Source organism: Muricoprocola aceti, assembly GCF_025567005.1.
Lineage (GTDB): Bacteria > Bacillota > Clostridia > Lachnospirales > Lachnospiraceae > Marvinbryantia > Marvinbryantia aceti.
Genome location: NZ_JAOQKE010000009.1, coordinates 21,837 through 40,028, shown reverse-complemented (window position 1 = coordinate 40,028; position 18,192 = coordinate 21,837). Strand labels below are relative to the sequence as shown.

The window sequence follows — 18,192 nt, the reverse complement described above, 5'->3', positions numbered from 1 at the left end:
GATGAATAACGAGAAGAAGTCCAAAGGAAGCCTTTTAAGAAATGGAGCAGTACAGTCCCTGCTGGCATCGATAGTCTGCATTATTATTGGATTGCTGATCGGATATGTGGTGCTGCTCATCATCAATCCGGCAGGTGCAGCAGGAGCCATTGTTGCCATTCTGAAGAACTTTATGTATTATCCGTCAGCTGTGAAGGCGACACAGTACTTTGGAAGTACCCTGGTAAAAGCGTGCCCATTGCTGCTGTGTTCCCTGTCCGTATTATTTGCCTACAAGGTTGGGCTGTTTAATATCGGAGCGGCAGGACAGTATGTGGCAGGTGCAGGAGCCTGTCTGTATTTTGCCCTTGGTTTTAAGATGCCATGGTATGTGTGTGTACTGGCAGCAGTTGTGGTTGCAGCAGCGCTGGCAGCGATCTCTGGTATTCTGAAAGCATATTGCAATGTGAACGAAGTTATTTCCTGTATTATGCTGAACTGGATCGCACTGTATGTGGTGAATATGCTGTTATCCACTGTAAAGGATCCATCCAGCCCATATTCCCTGGCACTGGGATCGACCAATGCAGCGGCAGCACTGCCGACATTGGGGCTGGAAAAATTATTTGCAAATAATAAATACGTATCCATCGCCCTTCCGTTATCAGTTCTTGTGGCGATTCTGGTGTGGATACTTCTGGAAAAGACGAAGCTGGGTTATGAACTGAAAGCAACCGGATTGAACAAGCAGGCAGCCAAGTATTGTGGTATGAAGGAAAAATACAACATTATCCTTACCATGGTCATCGCAGGTGCCCTGTCCGGACTGGGCGCTGCCTTCTATTATCTGACAGGCGTAGAACAGTGGGCAGTGACACAGACCAGTATTCCTGGAATGGGATTTAACGGAATCGCAGCCGCCTTCCTGGGTGGTCTGCATCCGATCGGAGCAATCTTTTCATCCTATTTTATTCAGCATATTACCAGTGGAGGAGCCTATGTGGACAAATCCATGTATTGCTCTCAGATATCAGACTTTATTTCTGCACTGATTATTTACCTGTGTGGCTTCGTATTTTTCTTCAAGCTGTGGATGAATCACATGCTGGATAAGAGAGAAGAAAAACGTGTCATGAAAGAAGAGAAAGGAGGCGAAGCATAATGTTACTTTTAATCCAATATACATTAATATTTGCTTCCGTTTTGATTCTGGTAGCTCTGGGCGGATGCTTCTCCGAACACAGTGGGGTCATCAACATCGGGCTGGAAGGTATCATGGTTATGGGAGCCCTGGGTGGTGCTTTAATGCTGAGATTTCTTTCCCCGGATACACCGGCGATCCTGATTATTTTGCTGGTGATGCTGGCCAGTATCGCATGTGGAATGATATATTCCCTGCTTCTGGCTGTGGCAGCGATCAACTTCAAGGCAGACCAGACACTGGTTGGTACGGCACTGAATCTGCTGGGAACTGCAGCAGCAGTGGTGGTAGTCAGAGCCATCAACATGGCTTCCGACCCGAATAATGTGTCTTCTACCGTTTCTTATATCGCAACCAAAAAGGCACTGCTGGTAAGAATCGGCGGATTTGAATTCAACTGGTTCATGTTGGTAGCATTGCTGGCACTGATCATTTCTTATGTGGTATTATATAAGACAAGATTTGGTCTGCGTCTTATGGCTTGTGGTGAGCATCCACAGGCAGCTGATTCTGTAGGTATCAATGTGCAGAAGATGCGTTATGCCGGCGTTCTGATTTCCGGTCTGTTAGGTGGACTGGGCGGAATCGTTTATATCACAGCAGGTGTAAGTGAGTGGAAGTTCGAGAATGGCGTGGCAGGCTTCGGATTCCTGGCTTTGGCGGTTATGATTTTCGGACAGTGGAAGCCGGTGAATATCGGACTAGCAGCGCTGCTGTTTGGACTGTTCCGTGCATTATCCAATGTGTACACTGGATTTGGTGCTCTGGTTGCACTGCATATCCCAAGTACGGTTTATAATATGCTGCCATATATTATTTCCCTGGTTGTGCTGGCCTTTACATCCCAGAAGTCCAGGGCACCGAAGGCAGAAGGTATCCCGTACGATAAGGGACAAAGATAAAATAGTGATCTGGCACTGTTGAGTGCACAGTAAGAAAACGGTCCGCCGGCATGATGACAAAAGAGAACAGTTCATTGTTTGCATCAGGCCGGCGGATTTTCAAATCATACAGGGTAAGAAAAGGAGAAACAAAGTATGAAATATGATGTGATTATTGTAGGCGCCGGTCCAGGAGGAATCTTTTCTTCCTATGAGCTGGTAAAGTTAAATCCAAATCTGAAGATTGGGGTATTTGAGTCAGGATATTCCCTGGAGAAACGTCATTGTCCGATTGATGGGGACAAGGTGAAAAGCTGTATCAAGTGTAAGACCTGTGCCATCATGAGTGGATTTGGCGGAGCAGGAGCATTTTCTGATGGAAAATACAATATTACCAATGATTTTGGCGGTACACTGTATGAGTATATCGGCAGAAAAGAAGCTATGGATCTGATGAAGTACGTAGATGAGATCAATGTCACTCACGGCGGAGAAGGAACAAAGATGTACTCGACTGCAGGAACCGGACTGAAGAAGGTCTGTATGCAGAATAAGTTAAAGCTTCTGGATGCTTCTGTGCGTCATCTGGGAACTGATATCAACTATGTGGTGCTGGAGAACCTGTATGCAGAGTTGAAGGACAAAGTCGATTTTCATTTTCATACGCCGGTGACCAGCGTGGAGGTGATCGATGGTGGATATCGTGTGGTGACAGAAGGAGAAAGCTACGACTGTGAGAAATGTATTATTTCTGTAGGAAGAAGCGGAAGTAAGTGGATGGAGACCGTATGTAAGGAGCTGGATATCCCGACCAAATCCAACCGTGTGGACATCGGTGTCCGTGTAGAACTTCCGGCAGTGATCTTCTCAGATCTGACGGATGAACTGTACGAGAGCAAGATTGTATATCGTACAGAGAAGTTCGAGGATAATGTGCGTACCTTCTGTATGAATCCATATGGAATCGTAGTAAATGAAAATACGAATGGAATCGTAACGGTAAATGGACACAGTTTTGAAGATCCGGAGAAACGAACCGAAAACACCAACTTTGCACTTTTGGTTGCCAAACATTTCTCGGAACCGTTCAAAGACAGCAATGGATATGGTGAAAGTATTGCCAGACTGTCCAATATGCTGGGCGGCGGTGTTATTGTACAGAGATTCGGTGACCTGGTAAGAGGAAGACGAAGCAATACCAAGAGAATCGAGGAAGGCCTGGTGACACCGACTCTGTCTGCCACACCTGGCGATCTGAGCCTGGTATTACCGAAACGTATTCTGGATGGTATTATAGAGATGATTTATGCATTGGATAAGATCGCACCGGGTACAGCAAACGATGATACACTGCTCTACGGTGTAGAAGTCAAGTTCTACAACATGGAAGTAGAACTGGATGAGAACCTGGAGAGCAAACATAAAGGCCTGTATGTAATCGGTGACGGCAGCGGTGTGACACACTCCCTGTCACATGCTTCAGCCAGCGGTGTATACGTGGCAAGAAAAATCGTAAATGACTAAGCCATTGGGGACGGAGTTTTCTGGCTCTGCAGACATCTGAGGAACGACAGCAAAGGATGATTGGATAACAGAAACGGGGGATGTCAAAATGAAAGGTGAAAAACCAAGGGTATTGATTGTGGAAAAGTCCGAAGAAAAACGGATAATACTAAGAGATATCCTTCGGAATGGATTTCAGATTCTGGAGGCTGAGAACGAAAGAGAAGCAGCAGAATTGTTGAAAGAGCATGGTGTAGATTTTTGTGTCATGTGGCCAGATACCTATCAGGATATGAGCGGACAAAGTGAAGTTTATTCTGCGCAGCTGAGAAGGCTGGAGCGAAAAGCTTCACTGGATCCGCTGACCGGTCTGTTGAATCATGCTACAGCGCGGGAAAAAGTGAAACAGCGTATGTACTACAACAGGGAAAGTGAGTTCGCATTTCTCATTTTTGATCTGGATTATTTTAAACTGGCCAATGATACCTATGGGCATCAGTTTGGTGACAAGGTGCTGATCTATATTGCGGAAAAGCTGCGCAGTATACTGCGTAAAGAAGATCTGGCAGTGAGGATCGGTGGAGATGAATTCATGGTGGTGGTGGAATATCACCAGGAGATTGAATCTGTGGTGGAGCGTATTTTTGAAAATCTCAGCGGAACTTATGAACATTTTCCGATTTCCCTCAGTATGGGAGTCAGCACGACCAAAGACTGCGACAGAGAATACGAGATGCTTTTTAAACGGGCAGATAAGGCACTTTATACGGCTAAGAGAAGTGGAAGAGGCCGATATGTCTTTTACAACGATATGATGGAAGCAATGTTTTCTGTTTTATCACCGATTGAGAGCGGAGAAGAAAGTAAAGAGGAGTAATATGAAGGACAGAAAGGGACAGACAAAGGAAGCAGAAGAAAATACAAAAAACAGTGTCAGGAGGCTGATTATGGTGGTGATCAGTATCTTGCTGCAGGTAGCATGGATCATTGGGCTGGCAGTGTGGCTGACCAATTATTATGCAGCGATTTCTACTCTGGCGAGTATTCTGGGATTGCTGCTGGTATTCCGTGTATATGGGCTTCAGATCAATTCTGCCTACAAGATATCCTGGATTATTCTGATTCTGATGTTTCCGATCATGGGAGCCTGTCTGTATCTGATGTTTGGCCGGACCGGAGCGCTGGGAAGTATGCGGAAGTGGTTTGATAAAGTGCATGCAGCTTATGTACATTTGTTGCCACAGGATGAGCAAATTGTGGATAAGCTGGAAATGGCTGACGGCACACTGGCCAGACAGTCCGGATATCTGCGAAGGGGCGCCGGTTATCCGGTTTACCAGAATACGGATGTGGAATTCTATGGAGATACAACAAGGGCGCTGGAAGCACAAAAAGAGGAGCTGCGAAAAGCCAAAAAGTTTATTTTTATGGAATATCATGCCATCGAAGATTCAGTTGCCTGGAAAGGAATTGAGGAGATTCTGGAAGAAAAAGCGGCCGCAGGACTGGATGTGCGGGTTTTTTATGATGATATGGGCAGCATTGGCTTTATCAGCAAAGAATTTATGGAAAAGCTGAGACGAAAAGGAATCCAGTGCAAGGTGTTTAATCCATTGATTCCAATTCTGAATGTATTCATGAATAACCGGGATCACCGTAAGATCACAGTGATTGATGGAAAAGTGGGATTTACCGGTGGATATAATCTGGCCAATGAATATTTTAACCTGACTCATCCCTATGGAGAATGGAAAGATTCCGGAATCAAGCTGACCGGGGATGGTGTACGCAGTCTGACACTGATCTTCCTGGAGATGTGGAATGCAACGCAAAGGGAGCAGGAAGATCCGATCCCTTACCTGCTGAAGTCTGCCTATCGTTCTGCTGAAGCTGGATTTGTGCAGCCGTATGCAGACAGCCCGCTGGATGGGGAACGTACCGGAGAGAATGTCTACCTGAATATGATCAAAGGGGCAAAAAAATATGTGTATATCACCACACCATACTTGATCATCAGTGATGAGATGCAGCGTACGTTGACGCTGGCAGCGAAAAGCGGGGTAGATGTAAGAATTATTACGCCGGGGATTCCAGACAAACCTCTGATCTATAAGGTGACCAGAAGCTATTATGCAGGACTGGCAGCAGAAGGGGTGAGGATCTATGAATATACACCTGGTTTCATCCATTCTAAGCAGATGGTCTGTGATGATGAAGTGGCCGTAGTAGGAACCATCAATCTGGACTTCCGCAGCCTGTATCTGCATTTTGAAAATGCATGCTGGTTTGCCGGATGCAGGGCTGTAGCGGAAGTGCGGCATGACTTTGAAAAGATGTTCCCGATCTGCCGGGAAGTGACAGAGAAATACAGCAAGAAGCGTTCGCTGGCACTTCGGGGATGGGAATGCATTTTGCGCATGTTCAGTCCACTGATGTAATCACGCTCTGCGATATCGGTTGAAGCAGGAATAGATTTCCTGCACCCTTGGAATGGCATAGCCGCCTGGAAGATACTTTCCGTCTGTGAAAGCTTCCAGGCCTTTTTTATGGATCTGAGACTGGAGATATTGGACGATCTCCGGCAGTGTCTTTTTAGAATCCATAAGTTTTTCTACGGCATATTTCAGGAGCAGCCCTAAAGTGGCGGTTTGCTCACTGTCAATCAACTGCTCAATATAGCGAAGATCCACGTTCTGTTTTCCAAGTGCAAATCCATCTTTGCCCTGTAATTTTACCTTCAGACTTTCTTCTCCTCGTACAGCACCCATGCGATAGTCACGTTTTTTGCCGACGGCCTTTGGATCTGTGGTCATAATCCGATGGCTGGCAGGCATCTGGAAAGGACGCACAGAAGTCTCTGGAAGCGGAAATTCCTGACAAAGCATCTTTGCCTGGGAAGTGATGTCTACTGGTACATAGCTGTCCATCTGGATCACGGTATCTGCAACGTGGAAAAATGCACCTGAGCTTCCGGCTACCAGAATGGTAGAGATACCGGCCTGTGTATAAAGATCCCGGGCACGCTCCAGGAATGGGGTAATCGGCTCTTTATCTGGAGCGATCAGGCGCTGCATAAAGGCATCCCGCACCATGAAGTTGGTAGCGGAGGTGTCTTCATCCAGAAGAAATACATGACTTCCAGATTCGATGCCTTCTACGATACCTGCCGCCTGGGAGGTGCTGCCACTGGCATCTTCTGTGGAAAAACTATGGGTGTCTTTGCCATTTGGCAAGTCATTGATGAACATAGAAATATCCACATCTTTGATAAAGCGGCCGTCTTCGGAACGAAGCTTCAGAGCGGTATCATCTGTCAGAACATATTCCCGGCCATCTCCGGCAATATGGTTGTAAACACCGAGATCCAGTGCATTCAGTAAAGTCGATTTCCCGTGATATCCACCGCCAACAATCAGAGTAATTCCTTCAGGAATGCCCATGCCAGTGATAGTGCCTTTATGCGGCAGTTGCATGGAAATACGCAGTGATTCCGGGGAGGAAAACGCCTTTGCTCCTTTCATTGGGCGAGAGGATACGCCGCTTTCTCTTGGCAGGATTGCCCCATCAGCAACAAAGGCTGCCAGATTTCTTTTTTTCATTTCTTTACGGATCGCATCCTGATCTTCACACAGGTCAATTGTCTGAGCCACTTCAGAAGCATTCAGGTTCCGATAATAAAAGGATTTTTCCACACAGACAGGCAGAAAATCAAAGAAGATCTTTTCCAGCTCTTTTGCATTGATAGTGCGGCCGTTGGCAGGAAAGCCGATGAAGAAGCGGGCGGTAAGAGATCCGTTCTGTGCATCTATCTGGCAGGCAGTCCGCTGCAAAATCTCCGGACCACACTGGCTGACAGAGATCAGTCCACTCTTGCCGGATCCCTTGGCACGAAAAGAAAAGCGATTTACCTGTCCGGCAAACTGACGGGTCAGATAATCAGCCAGAGCTGTGCGGGTCAGATGGCTGACCAGACAGCGCTCTGGAAAGCCTGCATGTTTCAGCGGAATCTGAACAGTGATGTGTGAAGGAGATGCAAATGGATCGCCCTGCACATGGTCAATAGAAAGCGTATAAGCCGGGAAACGATATACCCCTTTCAGAGACTTATAGGCTGGATAACTTTTATGATCAATAGAACGTAATAATTGCTGTAAATCAGTAGATGATTGCATAAAATAGGCTCCTTTGGTGAATTCTTAATCATATCTTTATTATAAACTGTCTGATGGATGAGTGCAATGTCCCCGGAAAAGAAGAAACAAATTTGTAGATGATGAAAAAAATTATCTTGACAGGAATTGGCATATGAATTATAGTAATTCTTGAAGTTAGAAATATCTAACGAAAGTGATAAAAAACTTACTCGGAAATCAGGAAGAGAATTTTTATTACGGAGAAGGAGTATTGGGGTATGTTGGAACGGTATCTGGTGGAGCATTGTTCGCCTACGCTTGCTTCGATTAAAACAGCGAATTTGTTTACGTATGCATTTTCTTCCGAAGAGGAAGTGCAGGAGCAGATCGATCACTGGAATGCATCCATGAGGAAGAAAGGAATTTTTGTGATGGAGCTGCGAAGGAGCGAGAAGGCGGCATTGATCTACGTGTGTCGGAAGTCTTTCCTGGAACGAGATCTGAAGAAACCAGGGGTTGCGCAATTTATGAAGAAGTATGGTTACACCAGTCTGGAACCGGAAGATGCTCTGAAGCTTCTGCAGAATAAGCTTCAGGCGCGGGAAGAATTCCCTCATGAGATTGGCATTTTCCTGGGATATCCGCTGGGTGATGTGATTGGCTTTATCAAGAATGCCGGACACAATTGTAAATGCACTGGGTGCTGGAAGGTATATTGCAATGAATGTGAAGCGGTACGCACTTTCGCAAAATACAAAAAGTGCAAAGATGTGTATATGCGGCTGTGGCAGCAGGGACGCAGTGTCATGAAACTGACTGTGGCAGCCTGATGTGGTCCGAAGAAAGTCAAATGGCTTTTTTCTCATATAAATGATTCTGTGAGTTACACTCTCACAATCTGATTAAAAATGAAAAATAGCAGGAGGATTTTAAAATGAGTAAAGTAGCAGTTGTATTCTGGAGCAGTTCAGGAAATACAGAGACAATGGCAGAGGCAGTTCTGGAAGGCGCAAAGGGAGCAGGTGCGGATGCAGAAATGATCAACTGTGCAGATTTCAATGCAGATATGGTAGATCAGTATGATGGAATTGCACTGGGATGCCCGGCTATGGGAGATGAAGTTCTGGAAGAAGACGAATTCGAGCCACTATACGATGCATGCAAGAGCAAGCTCGCTGGCAAGAAAGTAGCACTGTTCGGTTCTTACGGATGGGGCGATGGCGAATGGATGAGAAACTGGGAAGAAGATGCAAAAGGCGCTGGAATTACACTGGCATGTGACAGCGTAATTTGCAACGATGCACCAGATGATGAAGCAACTGCTTCTCTGAAAGAACTGGGTGCAGCAATCGCATAACAGAAAACCTCTTTACAGAGTAATACCGTCGATACTTCAGGCTGGAAGTGTCGGCGGTATTCTTTTATGCTTTGCATTTATTTTTTATACAAAATTCGAACAGAGTTCAGGATACATAGCATAGCCACGCCGGTATCTGCGAATACTGCGAACCACATGGATGCGTGTCCTGTCAGGCCAAGGATCATAACGATGGCTTTGATGGCCAGGGCGAATACTACATTCTGCCAGGAGATGGCGCTGGTTGCGTTGGCAATACGGATCGCCTGTGGAATGGCATCCATATTGGAGTTCATGAAGACCACATCTGCAGCTTCGATGGCTGCATCTGCACCACTTCCCATAGCGGCTCCTACATCGGCACCGGCCAGAACCGGGGCATCATTGATACCGTCACCAACGAACATGACGCTGGTGTGCTGTGCACGGATTTTCTGAAGTTCCGTTAATTTGTCCTGAGGAAGAAGTTTTGCATGCACTTCATCAATTCCAGTCTCAGCAGCAACAGCATCTGCACTTTCCTGTGTATCACCGGTCAACATCGCTGTGGTAATACCAAGTTTCTTCAGTGCGGCGATGGCAGATTTTGCTTCTGTCTTGATGGTATCGGAGATCACGATGTGACCTTCAAACTTGCCATTTAAGGCAATCAGAACTTCACTGCCAAAGCTTTTTTTCTGGTAAGCAGACAGATCGATATGGAACTGATCCATCAGCTTGCGGTTGCCAACCAGAAGAGTACCTTTACCAGTCTCAGCAGAAATACCGTGACCTGCGATCTCTTCCAGTTTGGCCGGTTTCACAAGGGAAAGTCCTTTTTCCTGTGCGGCAGTTACAATACTGGTGGCAATCGGATGAGTAGAGATCTGCTCGCATCCGGCTGCCAGAGCTAATAATTCATCAGAAGAAAGGGATCCGGCGGATACCACTTCCTGTACTACGAAGTTACCTTCTGTGATGGTACCTGTTTTATCCATAACAACGGCTTTTACATTGTGAAGCTGTTCCAGGGAAATGCCACCCTTGAACAGGATACCTTTCTTGGAACCTGCACCGATTCCGGAGAAGAATGCCAGCGGAACGCTAAGTACCAGAGCGCAAGGACAGCTGATAACCAGGAAGGTCAGTGCGGTGTGTACCCAGTAGTACCAGTTGCCAGATACCAGTGACGGAATGATCGCAGTTGCCAGTGCCAGAATAACGACAAATGGTGTGTAGACTCTGGCGAATCTGGTAATAAAACGGTCGATCTTTGGCTTACTTGCAGCGGCATTTTCCACAGAATCCAAAATACGGGTAACCATGGATTCGGATAACGGTTTGTCAACACGGATCTTCAGCTGACCGGAGACATTGACACAACCGGAAACAATTTCGTCACCTTTTTTCACAGTAACCGGAACCGGTTCGCCTGTGATAGCAGACGTATCCAGACGGCTGTCGCCCTCCAGAATAGTTCCGTCCAGAGGAATACGGTCACCAGGACGAACCAGAAGTACGTCACCGACTTCTGTCTCTTCAGCCGGGATCACGCGGATATCATTGCCAGATACCAGATTGACAGTTTCCGGACGAAGGTCTACAGCGTCCATGATCTGTGTACGGCTTCGTTCTACTGCAACATCTTCGAAGAATTCACCGATGCGGTAGAACAGCATAACGCCGACTGCCTCAGAGAAATCACCGACAGCGAAAGCACCCAGAGTAGCGATACTCATCAGGAAGTTCTCATCAAATACCTGTCCGTGTGTCAGGTTCTTTACAGCGGTAATTACGATTTCCAGACCAAGAATCAGGTAAGCAATGACATTGACAATTGCCGGTGCATAACCGTTTACGCCCATATGTTCCATGACTTCGCCAATAACAAATAAAACAGCACCGGCAGCGATCATGGTAAGCGTCTTTTTCTGTTCGGCCTTTTCATCTTTTCTATTTTCTGCCTTAGCAGCTGCCTTTGGAGCCGGATCCTTCGGAACAACCTTCACTTCAGATTCGATAGAAGCACAAATTTCCTGAATCTGAGGAAGCAGGGAATCCAGACGTTTTCCGGTAATGCGAAGCTGCTTGGTGGAAAATGTGATAGTAGCATCTGCTACATCATCTAATTCATTAATGCGGCGTTCCATCTTAGCAGCACAGTTGGCGCATCCCAGATTCTCCAGAATGAAAACCTGCTTTTCCGGTCCGGCTGCATGATGTTCGTGAGCTTCGTGTTCATGATGGTCATGATCGTGGTGATCATGTCCGCAACCGCAGGAATCGCCGTGATCGTGATGATGTTCATGTCCACAGCCGCATTCGTCATCATGGTCGTGATGGTGATGTTCATGCCCTTCGTGGCTATGCTCATGTTCGTGATCGTGGCCACATCCGCAGCCACAATGATCTTCCTCGTGAAGGTGTTCGTGTTCACTCATGATAAAATCCTCCTTATTATAATAGAAGTCATTAAATTTAAAAGTTAAAAACATATGAATATCTGTTCATATGTTAATATAATACCGATATGGGTATCTGTCAAGCGTATTTAAGACGGAAATAGTTACTAAAAAATTAGCAGTTTTTATGTGGCTTTTGAACAAAAATCTTCACATTGCTTTTTCCAATAAAACAGAGTATGATGATACAAAAACATACTAACCACACTGGGGAGGACTACATCATTCATGAACTGGGACGAATGGAAGAAAACATGGAAACAGGCGCTGGAGTTGTTCCTTGCGTTGGCACTGGCCATCGCATTTTACTTCTTTCTTTTGCGCTTTTATTCCTTTAAGAGAAGTATCAGATCGGTGATCAATATTTTGATGCCGTTTATTTATGGAGGAGTTATGGCCTACCTGCTTAAGACACCGTGCAACTTCTTTGATAAGTTCTGGGAAGCGTTTCTCCCGGAGAAGTGGAAAAAACATAAAACAGGGATTTCTGTACTGACAGTATTGATTCTGGTATTTTTGATCTTATATACCTTGCTTCGCACGGTGATCCCGCAGGTGGTATCCAGTATTACGGTACTGGCGGGTATGGTACCTGAGCAGGTGAACCATTTTTTTGACTGGGTTTCTTCTTATTTAAATAGTGAAGGAGTCGTTCAGAATTACGTCAGACCGATTGCGGAAGATCTCAGTACGAAGATGGTGGACTGGGCGAACACAGATCTGCTTCCATATTTGCAGAATATTGTGGCGAACACTTTGAATTCTCTGGTTGGAATTGTATCCAATCTGGGTATTGGATTTATCGTATGTGTGTATGCCCTTTGTGCCCGTAAGAAGTTTGCGCGTCAGGGAAAAGCAGTGGTTTACAGCATTTTAAATCCCAAATATGCAGATTCATTTATGAACGAACTGAGATTTGCAGATAAGACCTTTGATGGATTTTTAAGTGGAAAGATCCTGGACAGTGCGATTGTGGGATTGATCTGCTACGGCTTTTGTCTGATCATGGCATTTACCAGAGGATTTTCTAATGGAATACTGATCAGCCTGATTATTGGTGTGACCAACATCATCCCATACTTTGGACCTTTTATCGGTGCCGTTCCGACGACCTTGATGATTTTGATGTCCGATCCAATCGGAGCAGTGATTTTCCTGATCTTTATCATCATTCTGCAGCAGTTTGATGGAAATGTACTGGGACCAAAGCTGCTGGCTGGCAGCGTGGGATTATCCGGATTCTGGGTACTGTTTTCCATTACGGTATTTGGTGGATTCTTCGGATTCGTGGGCGTGCTTATTGGTGTGCCGGTATTTGCTGTGATCTATGATCTGATTCGCAAGCTGGTCAGACGTGGCCTTCAGCGGCATCATAAAGCAGAACTTCTGGAAGATGAGAACAGAATCGGAGAAGAAGTGACGGAAACAAAGCCAGCAAGACTATCTCCAGGAGAGCATCTGGAACAGAAGTTGGATGAGCGGATCCTGCGGCGGGAACTGGAAGCCATGGAGAAAGCTCAGGAAGAAGAGATGAAAGAAAAAGAGCAAAAGATGCAGGATAGCAGCAGGCAGAAAGCCAATGGTGCTGAGAAAAAGACTGGTAAAAACAGACGCAGAGAAGGTAACAGCTTAAAACAAAATAACACAGATATAGAGTAGAAAAAGAGGATACATAGATGGAATTATATAAAGGAAGACCAGAAAATACAGATGGACGCCAAGAACGGGAGATACGGGTCTATGACTGCCTGGACAAGCTGGGAATCGAATATGAAAGAACGGATCATGAACATGCAGATACCATGGAAGCCTGCAATGAGATCGATGAAGTGCTGAATGTACTGATATGTAAGAACTTATTTTTATGCAACCGGCAGAAGACAGACTTCTATCTGTTGATGATGCCGGGAAACAAGCCATTTAAGACAAAAGAACTGCCAGCTCAGATCGGCAGTGCCAGATTGTCCTTCGCATCGGAAGAATTCATGGTAGAATATCTGGATATTCATCCGGGCGCAGTCAGTGTCATGGGGCTGATGAACGATACTGACAATCATGTGCGGTTGTTGATTGATGAGGATGTACTGAAGGGGGAATACATCGGATGCCATCCATGTGTGAACACTTCCAGTCTGAAGATACGGACAAAAGATATTGTGGAGACATTTTTGCCGGCAGTTCATCATGATATGACTGTGGTGAAGCTGACGGGAGAGTAGATAAGAGTTTATTCTAAAGGCAATGCGACATGGAGAAAGGAGTCAGACAGTATGAAAATCGGTTTTATCGGATGTGGAAATATGGCAACAGCCATGATCAAAGGAATATTAGACAGTGGAAAAGTGACTGCAGAGCAGATGATTGCTTCTGCCAAATCGGATCAGACCAGAGAGAAGATCAGCAGCGAGTTGGGGATTGCTGCAGCAAAGACAAATGTGGAAGTAGTAGATTTTGCAGATGTGGTTTTTTTGGCTGTGAAGCCACAGTACTACGAAGAAGTCATCAGCGAGATCAAAGATGATATTCAGAAAAACCAGGTCATTGTAACGATTGCACCGGGCAAGACACTGACCTGGCTGTCAGAGCGTCTGGGCTCAGAGGTCAAGATCATCCGCACCATGCCAAATACGCCGGCCATGGTTAAGGAAGGCATGATGGGAATGTGCAAGAATGAATTGGTCACAGACGAAGAGCTGCAGCAGGTCAAAGAGATCTGTGAAAGCTTCGGAAAAGCAGAAGTGGTACCGGAATCTCTTATTGATGTAGTGGTAGGCGTATCCGGAAGCTCACCAGCCTATGTCTTCATGTTTATCGAAGCCATGGCAGATGCGGCAGTGGCAGATGGAATGCCAAGAGCACAGGCATACAAATTTGCAGCACAGTCCGTACTTGGAAGCGCAAAAATGGTATTGGAGACCGGCAAACATCCGGGAGAGTTAAAAGACATGGTCTGCTCCCCGGGAGGAACCACCATTGAAGCTGTGCGGGTGCTGGAAGAAAAAGGCATGCGCAGTGCCGTCATCGAAGCATCCAAAGCATGCGTAAAAAAAGGAAGAGAAATGTAGGGCAGGACGGGTAGTGCCTTGACAAAAATCAGAAAAGCGTCTATATTATACTTAACAAGGCAGTCGGAAGGTGAGTGCTGGTCACCTGACCCGGAAAAATTAATACTTAGTTATCATAAGAGATAGCCGTTCCTAACATTTCCGGTGACAGGACGGCTATTTCTTATTTGTATAACTTAAAATTGCAACGATCAGTAAAGCAGTAGTAAGAATAATTTGCAATTCTTCGTATGTACTCATAATAATCACCCTCTCTGTAAGGCTCAGATCAGATGATGGCACGTCCCCGACTACCCGGTTAAATATAATATCATAATACAACACAAGAATAATTGATGCAACATAATGATGAAATAAAATTAGAGCAAGTTGTCAATACCGATGTTTCATCACGCCCAAACACAATAAAACTGGGTGATACCTAAGAAAGATATCACCCAGTTCAGCACATCTGTGCCCATTTATTTCTCCCGTACCAGTTTCTCCCGTAAATTTGTCAAAAACTGTGGCTGTCGATACAGCACATACCAAGTCACGAGATTCAATCCCATCGCACCGACCACATCGATCACGGTGTGCTGTTTAATGAACATCGTAGAAAGTACAATAGATACGGCAATGATGCCGGAGATCCGTACCGCCCACGGATGCTTCTTCAAAGTGGTGGAATGTCGTACCGCAGTATGCATGGCAATCGTATTAAATACATGAATACTCGGAAATACATTCGTAGAAGTATCCGAGGAGTAAATCATGATCACCAGTCTGGTAAAGACATTGTCCCTTGGAAGAACTGCCGGCCGCAGTGTGTGTCCATTCGGCCAGATCAGGGAAATCAGCAGGAACAGCGCCATCCCGATCATCAGATTCGTGGAAAGCTGATAGCACTGATCCCGGTCCTTCTCCACGATTCCGAAAAACAGAACACCGAACGTGATATAGAAAAACCACATAATATAAGGAACCACAAACAGCTCGCAGAACGGAATCAGATGGTCGAACCTGGATGCCAGCAGATGCATATGGTAAGCCGGCCGGTTCTCAACATAAACAAATACAGTTAAATAAAAAATCAAAAATATGGCAAGTGGAAACAGATGCTTATATTTTCGATAAAAAGTTCGCATATATGACATAAGATACACCTCTATTCATAAGTGATATGACCTACGGGATATCGAGTATCTTTATAGCACGAAAAACCCGTTCTGGCAAGAGCTAGGCGGGTTTTTTAAGAAAAAATTCATCAAACTTTAATCCAGCGCAGCCACACCCTCGCGCAAAAGCCGGGTATGTTCCTCCCGATCCTGCGAGATATACTCCAGCGTGACAAAAAGCGGATCAATCCGACGAACCAGCTCCCGGACACCGTCTGTGACAAACGGTCGGTGCTGATCCACCTGAAAAATATGCAGAAATGCCTGCGTTGCCAGTTCATTTGGATCTTCTGCCGGAGTCTGCAGATGTTTTTGAAATTCTCTTACATAAGAACCACTCAGAGACTGGTTCAGATGAATCCCCTTTATCATCGGAATCAAATCTTCATGTGCATCCAGCATCCGATTCAGAAAAACCAGAGCATCCTCAGGCGTTCTCAGATCCGGATTCGTATTCATAAAATGTCCGGTATCCAGCATTAGTCCCTTCTTCGAATAGTGGATCTGATCCAGGAGATGTCTGGTAATCGCCGGATCTTCAAATGTCAATCCCGGATACCACAGATTCTCCATCAAAAAATAGAATTCATCATCGCATCCATCCAGAAGTCGGTTGATAAAAGCAGCAGCGGTATCTACGACTTCTTCATCACTGTGCGTTTTCTGATAAGTCAGCGATTCCGCATAGCCAGCCTGCGTAACATGAAAAACCACATATTCCGCCTGCGTCGCTTTTGCATACTCCAGATCCTTCCGATAATGCGAAAGCAGCCATTCCTGATCCAGATGCATCCAGTCCGTAAGACAGCAGGCATGAACGCCCACCGTCATATCCGGTTTGATCAGTCCCTGACTGTCCTCACACAGCGGCATCACTTCCAGCCCGGACAGCCAAAACTGCCGGTAGAATCCCCGCAGATCCGCAGAGTTGCGATAGCGACCGGTATCATCATCAGAAATAGAAAAATTCATTGTAATCTTCATCATAGCTCCTAATCCAGGTATTCTACGTTAAAACCATTATTCTGACAGTATCGGTCCATCTTAGAACCACGATAACAGCGGATCGCCGCAGAACGGTTAATGATCCAGTCCCCGACAAATTCAGGATCGTGGCGGATCTCCAGCACCTTCAGCCGGTTACATCCGTGGAAAACCCATTTTCCGATATAACGGACATTTTGCGGAAGGCGCACATATTCCAGATTATTGCACTTAAAAAATGCACTCTGGTCTAGAACTTCCAGAGAATCTGGAAGTTCTAGACTGTGAATTCCACAGAAATAAAACGCTTCGCTGCCAATTTCTTTCACCCCCCCCCGGAAGGGAAATGTGATCCAGAGATTTACAACGATAAAAAGCACGATCATCAATCGTAGTCACACTCTCTGGCAGTACCAGAGAAGTCAGAGACTGACATCGGAAAAAGGCATTCTTACGAATCGTATGCAACTGATCCTGTCCATGGAATTCCACAGACTTCAGCTTCGTATTTTCAGAAAACAAATCCTTCGGAAGTTCCGATATCGAAGCCGGCAGCGTGACCCGCCTCATAGAAGAGCAGTCAGCAAAAGCGCCGGAGCCGATTCCTCGCATCTGATTCGGCAGACGGAGATCCGTCAGACCATTGCAGTTACGAAAGGCTCTCGCTCCAATATGAGAAAGTTCAGCCGGAAACTGTATCGTCTTAATCATACTTTTACTCTGAAAAGCCTCCGATGCAATCCCTCTGACATAAGATGGAATCAGCGTATTCGTATGAATATACCGACAGGCATTTTTTCTGGTAATAATCCGATCATTTGAAAAACTAGTTGTGTAATTTGGCATAAAAAATACTCCTTTGTGATGGAGAATCATCTTCCCACAACGGAGTATGGTAAAATCAATCACACAACATACCGCAGCAGGAAAATAATCTGAGAGGGAGTCCATCTACTGCACCTTCTTAGAAAAAGGGCACAAAAAATAAAACTACCTCCCGATCTCCTATTGCGTGTAGTTGATGGCAGCAGCTCTAAGCAGGTATTCTGACTCACGCAGTAACGCCGCATCTCCCTTCTCACTCTGTTACGAGCAATGGATACGAAATACGGCTGCACGTATACAGCAGCACGACTGTTCGGGGTTCACACCCGATTCCCTCTTAGCCATCCGCAAAATGTGTGCGGTGGAACTTAAAACCGGTTATCATTGTTAAATAATATTCAATTCATTGTTTCCATTCTACAGGAAATAAGAGGAAAAAGCAACAGGAAAAATATAAAAAAGGACTCTTGTAGAAACAAGAGTCCCGTTGTATAATCTAATTAGAAGATGACCGGACGCAGAGATCCGGTTGCCCTCGGAAAATGAAAAATCAAGAAGACTTAAGCATCTAACTTTTGGGACAGTGGGATGCTTATTTCTTTTTGTGGTTATCTAAGTAAGTCAATGCCGTAAATATTACTAACAACAGAGTAAGAATTTCCATCG

16 protein-coding genes and 1 riboswitch are annotated in these 18,192 nt (G+C 45.5%); of the genes, 10 read left to right on the top strand and 6 right to left on the bottom strand.

The features are described 5' to 3' along the window. Window position 1 precedes the first annotated feature (1 nt). From OCV47_RS08680 to cls, 5 genes are all read left to right on the top strand, one after another. Window positions 2-1,141 (top strand): ABC transporter permease, encoded by a 1,140-nt coding sequence (locus OCV47_RS08680; RefSeq protein WP_256298076.1) that lies wholly within the window; start codon window positions 2-4, stop codon window positions 1,139-1,141. Continuing rightward, complete coding sequence (locus OCV47_RS08675) at window positions 1,141-2,082, top strand: ABC transporter permease (RefSeq protein WP_256298074.1); 942 nt, start codon at window positions 1,141-1,143, stop codon at window positions 2,080-2,082. The genes OCV47_RS08680 and OCV47_RS08675 overlap by 1 nt, the downstream gene beginning before the upstream one ends. 135 nt (window positions 2,083-2,217) lie before the next feature. Beyond that, window positions 2,218-3,585: an NAD(P)/FAD-dependent oxidoreductase gene (locus tag OCV47_RS08670; RefSeq protein ID WP_117449737.1), complete on the top strand. Its 1,368-nt coding sequence runs from the start codon at window positions 2,218-2,220 to the stop codon at window positions 3,583-3,585. An 88-nt stretch (window positions 3,586-3,673) separates the two neighbouring features. Continuing rightward, the gene (locus OCV47_RS08665) at window positions 3,674-4,441 is read left to right on the top strand and encodes a GGDEF domain-containing protein (protein ID WP_262654711.1); all 768 of its coding nucleotides are present in this window, start codon (window positions 3,674-3,676) and stop codon (window positions 4,439-4,441) included. Window position 4,442: 1 nt separating this feature from the next. Next, the gene (gene cls / locus OCV47_RS08660) at window positions 4,443-6,002 is read left to right on the top strand and encodes a cardiolipin synthase (RefSeq protein WP_262654710.1); all 1,560 of its coding nucleotides are present in this window, start codon (window positions 4,443-4,445) and stop codon (window positions 6,000-6,002) included. Here cls and OCV47_RS08655 read toward each other — a convergent pair whose 3' ends face one another. Further along, complete coding sequence (locus OCV47_RS08655) at window positions 6,003-7,736, bottom strand: ABC-ATPase domain-containing protein (protein WP_262654709.1); 1,734 nt, start codon at window positions 7,734-7,736, stop codon at window positions 6,003-6,005. A 239-nt stretch (window positions 7,737-7,975) separates the two neighbouring features. Here OCV47_RS08655 and OCV47_RS08650 point away from each other — a divergent pair, with 239 nt between their 5' ends. Both OCV47_RS08650 and OCV47_RS08645 read left to right on the top strand, forming a co-directional pair. Beyond that, on the top strand, window positions 7,976-8,527 hold the full coding sequence (locus tag OCV47_RS08650; RefSeq protein ID WP_256298065.1) for a DUF3793 family protein: 552 nt from the start codon (window positions 7,976-7,978) through the stop codon (window positions 8,525-8,527). Window positions 8,528-8,631: 104 nt separating this feature from the next. Continuing rightward, window positions 8,632-9,054, top strand: a complete 423-nt coding sequence (locus OCV47_RS08645; protein ID WP_256298063.1) for a flavodoxin — start codon at window positions 8,632-8,634, stop codon at window positions 9,052-9,054. A gap of 77 nt (window positions 9,055-9,131) precedes the next feature. Here the strand turns inward: OCV47_RS08645 and OCV47_RS08640 are convergent, their stop codons facing one another. Next, entirely contained in the window at window positions 9,132-11,474 is a 2,343-nt protein-coding gene (locus tag OCV47_RS08640; protein ID WP_262654708.1) for a heavy metal translocating P-type ATPase, read from the bottom strand. A gap of 249 nt (window positions 11,475-11,723) precedes the next feature. Here OCV47_RS08640 and OCV47_RS08635 point away from each other — a divergent pair, with 249 nt between their 5' ends. From OCV47_RS08635 to proC, 3 genes are read left to right on the top strand one after another with little or no spacing between them, the layout of a single operon-like run. Further along, window positions 11,724-13,154 (top strand): AI-2E family transporter, encoded by a 1,431-nt coding sequence (locus OCV47_RS08635; RefSeq protein ID WP_262654707.1) that lies wholly within the window; start codon window positions 11,724-11,726, stop codon window positions 13,152-13,154. Window positions 13,155-13,171: 17 nt separating this feature from the next. Continuing rightward, on the top strand, window positions 13,172-13,714 hold the full coding sequence (locus OCV47_RS08630) for a prolyl-tRNA synthetase associated domain-containing protein (RefSeq protein ID WP_262654706.1): 543 nt from the start codon (window positions 13,172-13,174) through the stop codon (window positions 13,712-13,714). 51 nt (window positions 13,715-13,765) lie between these two features. Further along, window positions 13,766-14,560 (top strand): pyrroline-5-carboxylate reductase, encoded by a 795-nt coding sequence (proC, locus tag OCV47_RS08625; protein ID WP_262654705.1) that lies wholly within the window; start codon window positions 13,766-13,768, stop codon window positions 14,558-14,560. Window positions 14,561-15,021: 461 nt separating this feature from the next. Here the strand turns inward: proC and OCV47_RS08620 are convergent, their stop codons facing one another. The 4 genes from OCV47_RS08620 to OCV47_RS16175 all read right to left on the bottom strand — a co-directional run bounded on the left by OCV47_RS08620 (window position 15,022) and on the right by OCV47_RS16175 (window position 17,412). Next, entirely contained in the window at window positions 15,022-15,696 is a 675-nt protein-coding gene (locus OCV47_RS08620) for a phosphatase PAP2 family protein (protein ID WP_262654704.1), read from the bottom strand. 117 nt (window positions 15,697-15,813) lie between these two features. Next, window positions 15,814-16,704, bottom strand: coding sequence for a TIM barrel protein (locus OCV47_RS08615; protein ID WP_262654703.1), 891 nt, complete (start codon window positions 16,702-16,704; stop codon window positions 15,814-15,816). A 5-nt stretch (window positions 16,705-16,709) separates the two neighbouring features. Then, entirely contained in the window at window positions 16,710-17,030 is a 321-nt protein-coding gene (locus OCV47_RS08610) for a leucine-rich repeat domain-containing protein (RefSeq protein ID WP_262654702.1), read from the bottom strand. Beyond that, window positions 16,933-17,412: a leucine-rich repeat domain-containing protein gene (locus OCV47_RS16175; protein WP_416888011.1), complete on the bottom strand. Its 480-nt coding sequence runs from the start codon at window positions 17,410-17,412 to the stop codon at window positions 16,933-16,935. Before OCV47_RS16175 ends, OCV47_RS08610 begins: the two co-directional genes overlap by 98 nt. A 308-nt stretch (window positions 17,413-17,720) precedes the next feature. Beyond that, window positions 17,721-17,913: riboswitch (cobalamin riboswitch) on the bottom strand. Between the last annotated feature and the right edge of the window lie 279 nt (window positions 17,914-18,192).

Coding starts and splice junctions, on each gene's coding strand:
- OCV47_RS08680 (WP_256298076.1), top strand. CDS start 2: ATGAATAACGAGAAGAAGTCCAAAGGAAGCCTTTTAAGAAATGGAGCA.
- OCV47_RS08675 (WP_256298074.1), top strand. CDS start 1,141: ATGTTACTTTTAATCCAATATACATTAATATTTGCTTCCGTTTTGATT.
- OCV47_RS08670 (WP_117449737.1), top strand. CDS start 2,218: ATGAAATATGATGTGATTATTGTAGGCGCCGGTCCAGGAGGAATCTTT.
- OCV47_RS08665 (WP_262654711.1), top strand. CDS start 3,674: ATGAAAGGTGAAAAACCAAGGGTATTGATTGTGGAAAAGTCCGAAGAA.
- cls (WP_262654710.1), top strand. CDS start 4,443: ATGAAGGACAGAAAGGGACAGACAAAGGAAGCAGAAGAAAATACAAAA.
- OCV47_RS08655 (WP_262654709.1), bottom strand. CDS start 7,736: ATGCAATCATCTACTGATTTACAGCAATTATTACGTTCTATTGATCAT.
- OCV47_RS08650 (WP_256298065.1), top strand. CDS start 7,976: ATGTTGGAACGGTATCTGGTGGAGCATTGTTCGCCTACGCTTGCTTCG.
- OCV47_RS08645 (WP_256298063.1), top strand. CDS start 8,632: ATGAGTAAAGTAGCAGTTGTATTCTGGAGCAGTTCAGGAAATACAGAG.
- OCV47_RS08640 (WP_262654708.1), bottom strand. CDS start 11,474: ATGAGTGAACACGAACACCTTCACGAGGAAGATCATTGTGGCTGCGGA.
- OCV47_RS08635 (WP_262654707.1), top strand. CDS start 11,724: ATGAACTGGGACGAATGGAAGAAAACATGGAAACAGGCGCTGGAGTTG.
- OCV47_RS08630 (WP_262654706.1), top strand. CDS start 13,172: ATGGAATTATATAAAGGAAGACCAGAAAATACAGATGGACGCCAAGAA.
- proC (WP_262654705.1), top strand. CDS start 13,766: ATGAAAATCGGTTTTATCGGATGTGGAAATATGGCAACAGCCATGATC.
- OCV47_RS08620 (WP_262654704.1), bottom strand. CDS start 15,696: ATGTCATATATGCGAACTTTTTATCGAAAATATAAGCATCTGTTTCCA.
- OCV47_RS08615 (WP_262654703.1), bottom strand. CDS start 16,704: ATGATGAAGATTACAATGAATTTTTCTATTTCTGATGATGATACCGGT.
- OCV47_RS16175 (WP_416888011.1), bottom strand. CDS start 17,412: ATGATTAAGACGATACAGTTTCCGGCTGAACTTTCTCATATTGGAGCG.